This window comes from Acinetobacter sp. GG2 (assembly GCF_000292385.1).
GTDB classification, from domain to species: domain Bacteria; phylum Pseudomonadota; class Gammaproteobacteria; order Pseudomonadales; family Moraxellaceae; genus Acinetobacter; species Acinetobacter seifertii.
The window spans coordinates 29,298-42,351 of record NZ_ALOW01000040.1 but is presented as its reverse complement, the minus strand read 5'-3'; the positions used below and the strand labels follow the sequence as shown (position 1 = coordinate 42,351).

Here is a 13,054-nt window from a genome sequence, read left to right as displayed (position 1 = left end):
TTTTGTAGTTTATGTTTGCTTAGGCTATTTTTTCCTTGGGTTCTATCGTCCATTCATATGTTTCGTAGTCACCACTAATTCTATTTAAATAACGGATGACTAAAACCGTGCCAATTAACGATGCAATAGAGACAATCAGCCCTAACATGCCACCCGATAATGCTGCAACCACATTTTGACCTGCTGACATCGCAACTACGATCGGAATATACATACCTGACCAATACAGGACGCCAAATTGTGTGACTTGAGGTAAGTAACCTTTTTTTGCCAATAATTCTTTAGATAAGATTAACAAAATCATCGAAATAGCCACTCCACCGACATTGGCTTTAACGCCTAATACCATGCCTAAGGTGTTGCCAAGATAGTCACCTAATAAATGGCAGATTGCTAATATTGCTGTTCCATAAATAATCATTGTAAATCCCTCATATCCTTGGGTTATTACTCAATTTTTAATTTGCATTGTAATTACAAAGAAGCATTATTTTCGTTTTGCATTGCCAATTGAATGCTGTCTAAACGTGTTCCCTGAAATGACAATACAGTTCCTTCTTTAAACGTTCGACGTGCAAGTGTAGTAAGTACCGTTCCCGGCAACGCTTCTATCTGTAACCTTACACCTCGCTCCCATGCAGCTTGGATGGTGCTTTCCCAATCTACAGTTCGACTCATATTAAAAGCCAAGTCATCACCAATTTGTTCTGGCCTGCCAAGCGTACGAGCCGTTGTTCCACTTAAATAACGTATTTTAGGCTGCTTTAAAGTCACTCCCTCCATAGATGCTGCAAGTTGCTTTGCTTGCTGGCTTAATAATTCACAGTGCGATGGTACCGATACATCTAATTTTTGTGCCACCACGCCTTGTTGCTTTGCCAAAACAGCAACTTGGTTCATGGCTTCAAAGCCTCCTGAAATAACGATCTGGTTATGTGCATTAATATTTGCGACAAACACCTCTGGCGTTATTTCATAAATTTGTTTGACCCATGTTTCAACAGCTGCACGGTCTGTACCAATTAGGGCCGTCATGCCATAGCCTGTTGGATAGGCGTTTTGCATGAGTTCACCTCGATAGGCAACCAAACGAACGGCATCCTCAAAGGCTAAAACTCCTGCTACAACCGCAGCCGACCATGCGCCAATTGATAGACCCGCTACATAATCAGGTGTTAAGTTTTCCGCTGTTAATAAAGCTGAACTCACCACACCTGAAATCAGTAAACAAAGCTGTACTGCACGTGTCGACTGCAATGCAGCCGGACTATCTAGCATCAAGACATCTTCTTTGAGTGCATCCGATGCACGCTCAAGGTATTCTTTAACTAGAGCGTTTTGAGGTAAGTCGTGCAGCATATTGCTTCGTTGCACACCTTGTCCCGGATATACCCAAATTGAAGCCATGATATCTATTTCCCTAATTCCATGGGTTTTCTACTAAAACAGCACCGTCAGGACGTTTCAATAGAACTTTTCCGCTATTCCTGACCCATTCTTTTAAAGCCAACCCACCTTGTGAAAGTTGTAGCTGTACATCCACATTAAGTCCTGCTTGCTGAAAATATTCGAGTAGCTCAACCGCCTGCTTTTTGGGAAAAGGTTGTTCAGTTCGAATCAATAAATCTATGTCACTTTGCTCGGTTACTGTTTTAATGCCCGTTGCCAGTTCAAACCCGAAACTTCCTGTATATCCCCAACATCCTGAAAAGTTTTTCATAATGCTAGAAATGCTCTTTAAACGTTCTGCCAAGTGCTCAAACTGTTGCGTATCTATGCGAGTCAGCGCTTCTGGCTTGAGCTGTCTGCTAATCGCTGATCGTGGCATTTGAGCTGCATATCGTTGATGACGAAATTGCCCTCTTACCCCCACAGCCACCTGATCTACAGGAGTAATTTCCCGTCGAACTACAACAGGATCACCTCGTTGCAATACTTCTTTCACCCAATGTGGAGCATCATCGGCCAAGCAATCGACCATCATGCCCCACAACAAATCATGGGCTTCAAGCTTAAGTTTCATGACCATTGCTCACGCAATAATTCACGGACTTTTTTAGACATTTGACGGTTTTGGCCGTGAAGTCTTTGTTCCAACCCTCTCGATTGATCAGCATTAATTTCTTTAAACGCTTTAGCAATTGCCTGTTTTGCTAACAAAAGATCATCGTTTGTCGGTTGTTCAGGGTTTTCAACAGATAACAGTTCAGATAACAAACCCAGCGTTGCATAACTTTCAATGTCATAGGCCATTGGAGGAATGGTTGATGCCAATTGCTCTAACTCATCAACCGATCGTAAGGTAACGCGTGCAGCAGATTCCTTACCCATTGCATGCACCATAACACCTGAATCTTTTAAGGCAATAATACGATTGGCTTGGTATCCATGCGCTAAGAAAGCACCTGACATCGACTTACCAACCAATAAACTCACAATAGGATGACCTACGAATCTGGCTCTGGCATAACTATCTACTGCACCTGCTAAAGCTTGATGAATACCTAATAATTCTTCACGGCGTCCATAGGCCTGACTTGGAACATCAACCAAACACAAAATAGCGCGTTTAGTTTCAGCCTGTGCATCGGCTTGAATCACGTCATCAACTGCTTTTGCCAAACTCCAGCCTTCCAGTAGCCCAACCTCACCTTGTCTCGCGCGTGGGAACAGATTATTGCTGTCTTGCACAACTGTAATCACACGTACCGCTTGCTGGTCAATCTGACCATCAGCTACCCAAACCGAAGCTGGAAAACCTTCAACTGTCTTAAAGCCTTGCGTGAGTGCTTTAAACCAATGTGCACCACGAATAGATGCTTTTAATGTATCAACGGCGATATTCATGCTTGCTCTCCTTGATACAAAGCTTGAACCTGTGCTGGGGTAATCTGCTCAGCAGTATCAACTTGTTGCAGCTTTTCTAAATAGAATGTGTAATTTGAACTACGATGCTGATGAGGTACCCCTTGAGTTAAATAATCGATGACTTGCTGACGAATTTTCTGGCGATCATCGTCAACATAAGCATCTGCCAAACCACTAGCGAAACGCTGATTACCACCAGTAATACTCCATATAAATGGACGATCTTTGGAGTTATATTCTTGCACACCAGCTTCTTGTTCGATCACTTGCGGGCCATTTAAGCCTAAACGTCCCTCTTGTGTCATTACAATATAGCTACATAGGCCAGCCGCAATTGACATACCGCCAAAGCACCCTACACTGCCTGCAACTACAGCAATGACGGGTTGATACTGACGTAAGTTCACAATTGCAGCCTGAATTTCAGCAATTGCAGCTAAACCCAGATTTGCTTCTTGTAAGCGAACGCCGCCCGTCTCTAATAGTAAAATTGCCGCTGTTGGAATACCTTTCAGATTATCTTCAACTGCAAGTTCTAAGGCACCCGCAATTTTGGCGCCACCCACCTCACCTAAACTGCCACCTTGAAATAAACCTTCAATAGAAATTAATACTACTGGCTGTTCTTGAATAGATCCTTTTGCAATCACTACACCATCATCTGCTTGCGGCACAATATTCTGTTTAACGAGCCAAGGCGACATAACACGGGCAAATGGGTCGAGTAACTCTCGAAAAGTCCCTTCATCTAATAATGCTTTAGCACGCTCTCTTGCACTCAGCTCAATAAAATCTTGTTTATTTAACAAGCTCTCGATATCAGTCATGAGCAATCTCCTCCAATGCTTGTTCCAGACGTAAGCGAACGACACCGGGAGTTGCACCAAAGTCATGAATATCAATATTGACCGCTGGTGGTATTTGAGCGGTAAAAATCCGTTCAAAAAGATTGTGCCAACGTGCTGCACTGCCATCTACCGAAGTTACTACCTGAATAGAAGTTTTTCCTGTTTCACCAGGTTCCATCAAAATTTCTAAATCGCCCGAGCCAACACATCCTACCAATGCTTTTTTTACAGGTGGCTCTGTCGCCACAAATTCAAAATGAAGTGTTTCCATAATCAAAATCCCTCTTTATTTTTTAAAGATGACTGCTGAGCACGATCTATAAATAGTGTTGCTGCCAACAAATCTGCGGCACCACCAGCGGAAGCTTTCATCCGAAGTAGATCAATCTCTAAAAGATGTAAAGCACGTCGACCTTCCAAGCTTGAACTCCCACCTAAATCGAGTACTTGCTGAGCACCATGTTGCATACGCTTTAAGCCATTTGTTCCCGAGCGATAAAGCACGCAGGTATCGGTCAGGTCAGTCATCATGGCAAGTAATGTATCTAAGCGAGCGAACTCTTCTTTCATAGGTTTACTACGACTTTGATAAAGTTGCTTTAAACCAAAATTCACAATAGTTGGAAAACCTTGTTGTGCCTGTTCTTTCGCACCTAAGATGCCTAATTTTTTCTGTACTTGTTGACCATGGCTTAAAGCCTGCTTCGGAATAAAGCGATCTTCAAGCTGGGCAATCTGGCCCGCTAACTGGCATAACTCAACAGCCGATAAGTACTGTTGATTCGTGCGCGACAATGCTGCTGCCGTAACCATTAAACCCAAGGCCCAAATTGCACCGCGGTGTGTATTTACGCCATTTGTTGCCAACATCATGGTCTTTTCACCTTGGCGGCCAATTTCTCCAATACCTTCACGCAAGGCTAAACAGACTTTTCCATGATGCTTTGCAGCTTGGGCCATCGCTTCAAACATGGGTCCTAAACTTTTCGCAGAACGCTCCATTAATTCCAAAGTCAGGTCATTGTGTGCACCACTGCCACGGCGATCTACCAAGGCTGGTTTAGGCGTCAGATTAACTTCATCAATTAAAGCCTCGACCGCCATATCTGCTAAAAGCTGACTATCGCTAAGTGTTTGATATTGAAATTGTGCCATCATTACCAACTCCTAAATTTTGCAGGGGGTTGATATAAACCATCTGACCATGTCACCAAGTCGGCAATATTTTTTGCAGCTAAAAGCTCACGTGTTGCATCGGTGCGGCGAATACCTAAATCTTCAGGGAATACCACCAAGCCTTCGCTTCTTAAACGTGCTGTTGTTTTAGGGTCTTGAGTTAAACCAATACTGGTCACACCTGCCACCGCAGCAATCATGGCTTGACGTTCTTCTTGGCTGCTTGCTTTATATAGATAAGCAATGCCTTCTTCGGTCAGTAAGTGAGTGACGTCATCTCCATAAATCATGATCGGCGCTAAAGGTAAGCCTGCGGTTTTAGCCACATCAATCGCATCAAGACGATCTACAAAAGTTGGCTTGCCACCCTCTTGAAAGGTTTCCACCATTTGTACAACTAGCTTTTTACCACGTGCCAAATAGGTTTCAGTTTCATTGGCACCTTGCAAACGCATATCTAACCATGCTGGCGTATCGTGACGACGGCCACGCGGATCATGCCCCATGTTTGGTGCACCACCGAAACCAGCTAAACGGCCTTTGGTAACAGTCGAAGAATGGCCCATGCCATCAACTTGCAAAGTTGCACCAATAAATAGATCAACAGCGTACTGACCTGCAAGCTGACACATCATGCGGTTGGAACGTAAAGCACCATCACGACCTGTAAAGAACACGTCGGGACGAGCTGCAACATATTTTTCCATACCGAGTTCGGTACCAAAACAATGCACGCTTTCAACCCATCCCGTTTCAATCGCTGGAATTAAGGTTGGATGTGGATTCAGAGTCCAGTTTCGGCAGATTTTTCCTTTTAAACCTAAAGATTCACCATAGGTCGGTAAAATCAATTCAATTGCCGCAGTGTTAAAACCAATCCCATGGTTTAACGATTGCACATTATGCTTCTCATAAATTCCGCGAATTGCCATCATTGCCATGAGGATATGCACAGGCTTGATATGTTTCGGGTCACGGGTAAACAAGGGTTCGATATAAAATGGCTGATCTGCAACCACTACATAATCCACCCAAGAAGCAGGAATATCGACACGTGGTAACTCTGTTACGTCATCAACCAGTTCATTCACCTGAACAATCACAATACCGTCACTAAAAGCGGCAGGTTCAATAAGTGCTGGAGAATCTTCGGTACTTGGGCCTGTATAAATATTGCCTTGACGGTCGGCCATAAAACCAGCTGAGAGCACCACATTTGGAATGAGGTCGACTACCAAACGTGAATATAGTTCGATATAGGTATGAATCGCACCAATCTCTAGTAAACCATCTTCAATTAACTGACTAATACGCAAACTTTGTGGGCCAGCAAAAGAAAAATCGAGCTTACGCGCAATGCCTTTTTCAAACAGATCAAGATGTTCCGAACGTCCAACGCTTGGCATAATCATATGTAAATCATGCAAAACATCTGGATTGGTTTGTGCCAAAGAACGCGAAAGGAAATCTGCCTGCTTTTGGTTATTCCCTTCGAGTACAACTTTGTCACCCGGTGTAATTAAGGTTTCTAAAACTTTAATAATGTCTTGAGTTGGAATCACCACACCCTCGGTATATTGGTTTGCCATCTCTAGTTTTAGTTGTTTGGCATGACGCCGCTTTGTCCATAGCCGTTCTTTATTCTGAACTGATCCTTCCATGTGCTTACCTATATAGACCGCAGTTTTGTTCTGTATCTATAAAAACGCTTTATGGAATTTTGATCAATCAACCTACATCAATAGTTATTAACCTCAGGTTAATGATTTATTTTAAGGTGGCTGAAAAAGAATTTGAGAGAATAGACATATTAAATGTCTTAAATAAATAGACTTATTTAGAAAAATTGGGGCTTCGACTGTTTTGTATCAAATTATCAGATGATAGAATATTAAGTCTGATTATTCAGCTGCAATTACTTGATAAAAAATAGTTTATGCCAAAGAAATATTGTTATAACTACCACCAAGAACACCTCAACATTTTCAAGCTGAGCTGTTGATACTTTCTTCGTATATAAAAACGCAGCACCCAGACTCATCGATTAACATATGTAATTAAAGGCTCTCATGCTTCAAAATACGATGCATCGCCAAGTTCTTATTTTGGCGAGTTCTCAGTCACTTTACCAAACCGTATCGATCATAGTAATGACGATTGGTGGTTTGGCTGGGGCAAATATTTCGAATACACCGATACTAGCAACTTTACCCATCGCATCTATGTTTTTGGGTACAACCTTAATGATGTTCCCTGCCTCAATGTTGATGGCACATGTGGGACGGCGTAAGGGTTTTCTTTTCGGCGCTTTTTTAGGTGTAATTGGCGGTATTATTGCCGCCATTGGTATCTTTTATAGTTCACTTATTCTCTTAGCCTTAGGCACATTATGTGTCGGGGCATATCAATCTTTTGCACAGTTTTATCGTTTTGCTGCCAGTGAAGTAGCAGATGATGCGTTTCGTTCACGTGCCATTTCTTGGGTTATGGCAGGTGGAGTTGTTGCCGCACTGATTGGTCCGACTTTGGCGCGCTTTGGTGGCCCATTATTTCAACATTTAGAATATATCGGTTCATTTTTAATTATTAGTATCATTTCACTTGTGGCAATGGGCATTTTATCTAGCCTACATATTGCCAATACAGTTGAGCAAAAGTCTGACTTTACTGCTGGTCGCCCATGGCAACAGATTGTCTTTCAGCCTACCTATCTAGTTGCTCTGTTTGGTGCAGTCACAGGCTACGGCATCATGATTTTAGGTATGACCGCAACACCCATTGCCATGCGACATTCACACCATGAACTAGGCACGATTACAACTGTCATTCAGCTTCATGTGCTTGGTATGTTCCTACCTTCATTCTTTACTGGACATTTAATCGCTCGATTTGGCGTGCTTAAAATCATGTTTGTAGGTCTTATATTATTTGCTAGTTATATTGGTTTTTCCCTCTCGGATATTCAGTTCGCATCTTTTGCAATTTCACTCATTTTATTAGGTGTGGGATGGAACTTTTTATTTATTGGTAGCACGTCTTTGCTTACCGGAACGTATACAGCGGCTGAAAAAGCCAAGGCCCAAGCCATTAACGACATGACGGTTTTTGTTGTCGGCTTAATTTGTTCTTTTAGCGCAGGTGCTTTACTCGATTTATTTGGTTGGGAAGCCATGAATATTGCTTTAATACCGTGGCTGGTAATTGCAGCATGCTCATTACTATGGTTAAGCAAAAGACGACCAGAAGCTTTAATTTAACTTTGTGTATCTGCTCTTATTTCGAGGAAATAATATTTTAAAAATTTGGCGCACTTTGATTAAACATTGTCGCCATTCGATTTGGATAAATATCGTTCAAATTTCTATGATGTCTCTATCGAAAAGCAAGTTCCTTAAAACTTCAGTTGAGAGACAGAATATGAACACAGTTAAAGAAAAAATCGTTCTCATCACAGGCGCATCATCTGGTATGGGAAAAGCATTTACCAAAGCATTACTCAAAGAAGGTGCAACTGTTTATGCCGTTGCCCGTCGCGTTGATGCTATGCAAGAACTAACAGTGCTCGGCGCGCATACATTAAAAATGGATATTACCAATCAGGATGATATCGACCAAGTTGTGAAAACTATTGAAACAGAAACCCATGGTGTTGATATTTTAGTTAACTGCGCAGGCTTCGGCATGTATGGTGCTATGGAGGATACGACACTTGCCGATGCACGCTATCAATTTGAAGTGAATCTGTTTGGTATGGCCTATTTAACCCAAAAGGTTCTGCCTAGTATGCGTAAAAAAATGCAGGGTCGAATTATCAATATTTCATCAATGGGTGGGAAAATTTATACCCCACTTGGTAGTTGGTATCATGCGAGCAAACATGCAGTTGAAGGTTGGTCTGACTGTCTACGTTTAGAGTTAAAATCATTTAATATTGATGTTGTTGTCATTGAACCTGGTGCTATCGCAACTGAATTTGCAGATGTAATGGTCAAGCCTATGCTTGAACGTTCAGGGCAAAGTGCCTACAACCACATGGCGACGGCAGTTGCCAATGCAACACATACCTCTGTTGAAAAAGGTGCGCTTTCAGACGTGCAAGTTGTCGTTGATATGCTGATGAAAGCTGTTCATGCATCCTCACCAAAAACACGTTATGTGGGTGGCAAATATGCCAAACTGATGATATTTGTACGTAAATGGTTTGGCGACCGTGTGTTTGATCGTATGGTGATGTCAGTTATTAAATAAATGAAGTGACCAACACAAGCTTAATGTTGAGATGCTCAAATGAAATATGCTTCAAATTTTGCCCTAAATACCAACTGGAAGTTATTACTGAATGACCTTGGCATAAATGTTGAAGATGCATTACATTTGGCATCTCTGCCACTTGATTTATTTAACCGTAAAGATGCAAGTCTTACGCCCGTTCAATATTTCAATTTTTGGCACGCAATTGAACAACTTGCTGGAATAAATGACTTACCTTTAAAAATTGGTCAAATGATTACAGTTGAGCTTTTTGACCCAGCGATTTTTGCCTGTATTTGTAGTCCAAACTTTAATATTGCGATACAGCGTCTATCTGAATTTAAAAGACTCGTTGGGCCAATGCAGTTACAAGTAGCAATTGATAACGACACAACAACGCTAGAACTCAAATTTTATAATATATCTACGCCAACGCCGCAAAGTCTTGCAATGTCAGAACTGGTCTTTTTTGCTCAATTAGCAAGAATATGTACAAGACATCAGGTTATACCTTTGAAAGTTACGCTGCCCGATTTACCTAATCATCTGGCAGAGTACAAAACATTTTTTGGCGTACTTCCACAAAAAAGTGAACACATTTCAATTGTCTTTTCACGCCAAGATGCTGAACGTCCTTTTTTAACAGCCAACCCGACCATGTGGTCTTTTTTCGAGCCAAACTTGCAACGTAGTCTTATACAGCTTGATGAAGATGCAACAGTTAGTGAAAAAGTTAAAGCAATACTTTTAGAAAACCTACCTGCTGGGCTGTGTACCATAGAAAATGTTGCTCAACGACTCGCGATGAGCAAACGTACGCTACAACGGCTACTTTTAGAAGAGCAAACTAATTTTAAAACGCTTTTGGATGCGACTCGTCAATCTCTTGCCCAACATTATTTAGAAAAATCATCAATGAGCACGGGTGAAATTTCATTTCTATTGGGCTTTCAAGAGCACAACTCTTTTAGCAGAGCATTTAAAAACTGGACGGGTAATACTCCGCAAGAATATAGACTTATGCATTAATTCCTAACGCGGTTTGTTCAACATCCATTCCAGATTTTGGCGAACCGCAGGCCACTCATGTTTCAAAATGCTATAAACATGGGTGTCCCGCAAAATATCATCTTTTACAATTTGATGACTTCTGAGTACACCGTCCAACTTTGCACCCAAACGAAGAATTGCAGTTTGGCTTTGAACATTTAAAGAAGATGTGCGTAACTCAACCGCAATACAGTTTAAAGTCTCAAATGCGTGGGCCAGCAATAGCTTTTTACACTCAGTATTTACAGGTGAACGCTGTGCAGATTTTCTGTACCACGTCGAACCAATTTCTACACGGCGATGTGCTTCTTCAATATGCATGAGAGTTGTCATACCCAGCGCCCGACCTGTTTTTCGGTCTTCAATATAAAATGGCAACATAGACCCAGAATGTTGTAAACCAAGACGTCTTTCAATTTCAGCAGTCATTTGTTCAGGTCTTGGCACACGGGTATACCAAAGATTATAGAGTTCCCCATCGCAAACGGCCTCTGCCAAAGACTCAGCTTGAGTTAAGTCTAATGGCTTTAAAATAACGTGCTCACCTACCAACTCAACAGCTGTAGTAAAAGACATCTTTGTCTCCTCAATTGATACTAAAGTTTTATATTTTCAAAATTATTTATTTAACTCAGCCACACTATACATAGCGTCCGCTAAGGTTTGATGACCAGATTTCGATAGGCCATCTGCCGCGCCTAAAATGTCACTTTGTTCTTTGTTTTGTCCAAGTTTTGATTTGCCTTGCAACTTAGTAATTTCAATCTCAATACCTACAATGGCTTTTAACATGGGTTCAAGATAGTCCTTTGGCGCATCCGACATTTTCCATGGTTCAGGTTGAGATGCTTCGTGGGTACGAGTTAAACGAGCCACAACACCACGGACGTAACGTTCATCATCTCGAATGGTCACTTTGCCATAAGCATGCACAACCCTATAGTTCCATGTCGGTACTTGTCTGTGTTGTTCATGTTTGGATGGGTACCAGTTTGGTGAAATATAAGCATCGCCTGCTTGAAACACGATGAGTACCTCATCTCCATTTTTAATGTCCTGCCAGACTGGATTAACTCTAGACACATGCGCACGTAGTACACCCAATTCCCCTTCGCTTGCCTGTAATTCGAATGGAAGATGATTTGCATCTAAGCCATTACTTCCATGCGTAAAAAGCACACCAAACGGATATTCGGTAATAAGAGAATGCAATACCTCCAAACGGTTTTCTGCATAATCATCGGGGACATACATGGCTCAAACCTCACTGTAAATATCAGGGTTATTTATATTTTGTGTTGTAAATTTTCTGGTTTCTGTGGTTTATTAAAAAGAACCACTTTGTATTTTTTTAAGTAGACCAGAATTATGGCAAGAATGGCAAAAGTTGTTGAACTTCCGTCGATTGCAAAGATTAATAAAAGCCAAGGAAAGATAAGTGCTCAACTAACCCAAGCTTTGCGTGAAGCTGTACAAAGTGGTGATTTACAGCCTGGCGATCCGTTGCCTTCTTCACGAGAACTAGCTCAAACACTCGGAGTCGCTCGCGGAACGATTATCGAAGCTTACGATCAGCTTTTAGCCGAAGGTGTGTTTGACTCTCAAGCACGAACGGGCACCTATGTGTCTCATGCTTTAGCTAAAAAAACTACACCACAACATTCTCAAAAAGAGACCCCACCCAACTCAATCCCTTTGACGAAGTCAGCACTCTCCTATGCTCAAGTGCTTAAAGAGTTTAAACCGCTTCCTCATGCCCCTTTTGCAGTATCTGTTCCCATTGCCCGCACCCAACCGAGCGACATCTGGCGTAAGTTTGGTAATAAATTTAGATCAAGAGGTGCAGGTGCTCCTTCAGGTTATGGTGAACCTCAAGGTGTACTATCACTAAGAATTGCTATAGCAGACTATGTACGCCGATCACGCTCTGTCCACTGCGAACCTGACCAAATTGTGATTACACCCGGTATTCAACAGTCACTTTATATTTGTAGCCAGATTTTATTTGAAGCAAAAGATGAAGTTTGGATTGAAGATCCAGCTTATCGCGGTACAACAGCCATTTTTGAACATGCTGTACAAAACATTCGGATGGTGCGTGTTCCTGTCGATGAAGAAGGTATTCAAGTTGAAACCGGAATTAAGCTTTCTAAACATGCACGTGCTGCTTTTGTGACTCCATCTCACCAATATCCACTTGGCATGCCGATGAGTCTAGCAAGACGTACGGCTTTATTGGCTTGGGCAAAACAGCAAAATGCATGGATCATTGAAGATGACTATGACAGTGAACTTCGTTATAACGGTCAGCCCTTCCCATCTTTACAAGGCATGGCGCCCGACCAAGTGATTTATCTTGGGACTTTCAGTAAGGTCTTATTTCCCTCTCTTAGACTAGGCTATGCAGTATTGCCTAAAGAATTGGTGGCACCTTTTTGTGGACTCAGAGTATTAATTGATCGACACCCACCTGCTGCCGATCAGCATGTTTTAGCTGCTTTTATTCAAGAAGGCTATTTAGAACGACATATTCGACGGACTCGAAATGTCTATGCAGAAGTCCGTGAATTCATTATTGGCTTGATTGAAAAATACATACCTCAAGAACTGGCTTGGTTACAACCGGGCGATCAAGGCATGCATATGGTGTTATGGCTTGCTCATCATATTAATGACATTGACGTTGCAAGCTCGGCAGTCGATGCAGGCATTGCCATTAAAGCAATTTCACCGACATTTTCAAAAGAACAACAACGTCCGGGGTTAATTGTTGGCTTAAGCGATTTTGAACCCGAACTAATGAAACAAGCCATCAAAAAACTATCAAAAATTATTCAACAACATGACAAGCCGACTTAAAC

14 protein-coding genes are annotated in these 13,054 nt (G+C 41.9%); 4 read left to right on the top strand and 10 right to left on the bottom strand.

All coding sequences use genetic code 11. The features are described from left to right. Positions 1 to 19 precede the first annotated feature (19 nt). From madL to mdcA, 8 genes are read right to left on the bottom strand one after another with little or no spacing between them, the layout of a single operon-like run. Positions 20 to 421 (bottom strand): malonate transporter subunit MadL, encoded by a 402-nt coding sequence (gene madL / locus B554_RS0116270; RefSeq protein ID WP_019458887.1) that lies wholly within the window; start codon positions 419 to 421, stop codon positions 20 to 22. Positions 422 to 474: 53 nt separating this feature from the next. Further along, entirely contained in the window at positions 475 to 1,407 is a 933-nt protein-coding gene (mdcH, locus tag B554_RS0116265) for a malonate decarboxylase subunit epsilon (RefSeq protein WP_019458886.1), read from the bottom strand. 13 nt (positions 1,408 to 1,420) lie between these two features. Then, the gene (locus tag B554_RS0116260; protein ID WP_019458885.1) at positions 1,421 to 2,029 is read right to left on the bottom strand and encodes a malonate decarboxylase holo-ACP synthase; all 609 of its coding nucleotides are present in this window, start codon (positions 2,027 to 2,029) and stop codon (positions 1,421 to 1,423) included. Then, complete coding sequence (mdcE, locus tag B554_RS0116255) at positions 2,020 to 2,847, bottom strand: biotin-independent malonate decarboxylase subunit gamma (protein ID WP_019458884.1); 828 nt, start codon at positions 2,845 to 2,847, stop codon at positions 2,020 to 2,022. Before mdcE ends, B554_RS0116260 begins: the two co-directional genes overlap by 10 nt. Further along, positions 2,844 to 3,695, bottom strand: a complete 852-nt coding sequence (locus B554_RS0116250) for a biotin-independent malonate decarboxylase subunit beta (RefSeq protein WP_019458883.1) — start codon at positions 3,693 to 3,695, stop codon at positions 2,844 to 2,846. Before B554_RS0116250 ends, mdcE begins: the two co-directional genes overlap by 4 nt. Continuing rightward, entirely contained in the window at positions 3,688 to 3,987 is a 300-nt protein-coding gene (locus B554_RS0116245; RefSeq protein ID WP_019458882.1) for a malonate decarboxylase subunit delta, read from the bottom strand. Before B554_RS0116245 ends, B554_RS0116250 begins: the two co-directional genes overlap by 8 nt. A gap of 2 nt (positions 3,988 to 3,989) precedes the next feature. Continuing rightward, positions 3,990 to 4,874 (bottom strand): triphosphoribosyl-dephospho-CoA synthase, encoded by an 885-nt coding sequence (locus B554_RS0116240; protein ID WP_019458881.1) that lies wholly within the window; start codon positions 4,872 to 4,874, stop codon positions 3,990 to 3,992. Next, positions 4,874 to 6,553 carry a malonate decarboxylase subunit alpha gene (gene mdcA / locus B554_RS0116235; RefSeq protein ID WP_019458880.1) on the bottom strand — a complete coding sequence of 560 codons (1,680 nt, stop codon included), beginning with the start codon at positions 6,551 to 6,553 and terminating at the stop codon, positions 4,874 to 4,876. The genes B554_RS0116240 and mdcA overlap by 1 nt, the downstream gene beginning before the upstream one ends. A gap of 408 nt (positions 6,554 to 6,961) precedes the next feature. Between mdcA and B554_RS0116230 the strand changes: the two genes are divergently transcribed. The 3 genes from B554_RS0116230 to B554_RS0116220 all read left to right on the top strand — a co-directional run bounded on the left by B554_RS0116230 (position 6,962) and on the right by B554_RS0116220 (position 10,172). Further along, positions 6,962 to 8,149: an MFS transporter gene (locus B554_RS0116230; RefSeq protein WP_019458879.1), complete on the top strand. Its 1,188-nt coding sequence runs from the start codon at positions 6,962 to 6,964 to the stop codon at positions 8,147 to 8,149. A gap of 160 nt (positions 8,150 to 8,309) precedes the next feature. Further along, positions 8,310 to 9,140, top strand: a complete 831-nt coding sequence (locus B554_RS0116225) for an oxidoreductase (RefSeq protein ID WP_019458878.1) — start codon at positions 8,310 to 8,312, stop codon at positions 9,138 to 9,140. Between the two features lie 39 nt (positions 9,141 to 9,179). Further along, on the top strand, positions 9,180 to 10,172 hold the full coding sequence (locus tag B554_RS0116220; protein ID WP_019458877.1) for an AraC family transcriptional regulator: 993 nt from the start codon (positions 9,180 to 9,182) through the stop codon (positions 10,170 to 10,172). 3 nt (positions 10,173 to 10,175) lie between these two features. Here B554_RS0116220 and B554_RS0116215 read toward each other — a convergent pair whose 3' ends face one another. Together B554_RS0116215 and B554_RS0116210 are read right to left on the bottom strand one after the other, a co-directional pair. Next, positions 10,176 to 10,769, bottom strand: a complete 594-nt coding sequence (locus B554_RS0116215; protein ID WP_019458876.1) for a GNAT family N-acetyltransferase — start codon at positions 10,767 to 10,769, stop codon at positions 10,176 to 10,178. Positions 10,770 to 10,811: 42 nt separating this feature from the next. Next, complete coding sequence (locus B554_RS0116210; protein ID WP_019458875.1) at positions 10,812 to 11,447, bottom strand: FMN-binding negative transcriptional regulator; 636 nt, start codon at positions 11,445 to 11,447, stop codon at positions 10,812 to 10,814. Positions 11,448 to 11,561: 114 nt separating this feature from the next. Here B554_RS0116210 and B554_RS0116205 point away from each other — a divergent pair, with 114 nt between their 5' ends. Beyond that, a complete protein-coding gene (locus B554_RS0116205) occupies positions 11,562 to 13,052 on the top strand; it encodes a PLP-dependent aminotransferase family protein (RefSeq protein ID WP_019458874.1) in 1,491 nt (496 codons plus the stop codon). Positions 13,053 to 13,054 lie beyond the last annotated feature (2 nt).

What these genes read in the sequence shown, in the direction of transcription:
- mdcA (WP_019458880.1), bottom strand. Translation starts at nt 6,553, where the DNA reads ATGGAAGGATCAGTTCAGAATAAAGAACGGCTATGGACAAAGCGGCGT.
- B554_RS0116230 (WP_019458879.1), top strand. Translation starts at nt 6,962, where the DNA reads ATGCTTCAAAATACGATGCATCGCCAAGTTCTTATTTTGGCGAGTTCT.
- B554_RS0116205 (WP_019458874.1), top strand. Translation starts at nt 11,562, where the DNA reads ATGGCAAGAATGGCAAAAGTTGTTGAACTTCCGTCGATTGCAAAGATT.
- B554_RS0116260 (WP_019458885.1), bottom strand. Translation starts at nt 2,029, where the DNA reads ATGGTCATGAAACTTAAGCTTGAAGCCCATGATTTGTTGTGGGGCATG.
- B554_RS0116225 (WP_019458878.1), top strand. Translation starts at nt 8,310, where the DNA reads ATGAACACAGTTAAAGAAAAAATCGTTCTCATCACAGGCGCATCATCT.
- mdcE (WP_019458884.1), bottom strand. Translation starts at nt 2,847, where the DNA reads ATGAATATCGCCGTTGATACATTAAAAGCATCTATTCGTGGTGCACAT.
- B554_RS0116245 (WP_019458882.1), bottom strand. Translation starts at nt 3,987, where the DNA reads ATGGAAACACTTCATTTTGAATTTGTGGCGACAGAGCCACCTGTAAAA.
- B554_RS0116220 (WP_019458877.1), top strand. Translation starts at nt 9,180, where the DNA reads ATGAAATATGCTTCAAATTTTGCCCTAAATACCAACTGGAAGTTATTA.
- B554_RS0116210 (WP_019458875.1), bottom strand. Translation starts at nt 11,447, where the DNA reads ATGTATGTCCCCGATGATTATGCAGAAAACCGTTTGGAGGTATTGCAT.
- mdcH (WP_019458886.1), bottom strand. Translation starts at nt 1,407, where the DNA reads ATGGCTTCAATTTGGGTATATCCGGGACAAGGTGTGCAACGAAGCAAT.
- madL (WP_019458887.1), bottom strand. Translation starts at nt 421, where the DNA reads ATGATTATTTATGGAACAGCAATATTAGCAATCTGCCATTTATTAGGT.
- B554_RS0116250 (WP_019458883.1), bottom strand. Translation starts at nt 3,695, where the DNA reads ATGACTGATATCGAGAGCTTGTTAAATAAACAAGATTTTATTGAGCTG.
- B554_RS0116240 (WP_019458881.1), bottom strand. Translation starts at nt 4,874, where the DNA reads ATGATGGCACAATTTCAATATCAAACACTTAGCGATAGTCAGCTTTTA.
- B554_RS0116215 (WP_019458876.1), bottom strand. Translation starts at nt 10,769, where the DNA reads ATGTCTTTTACTACAGCTGTTGAGTTGGTAGGTGAGCACGTTATTTTA.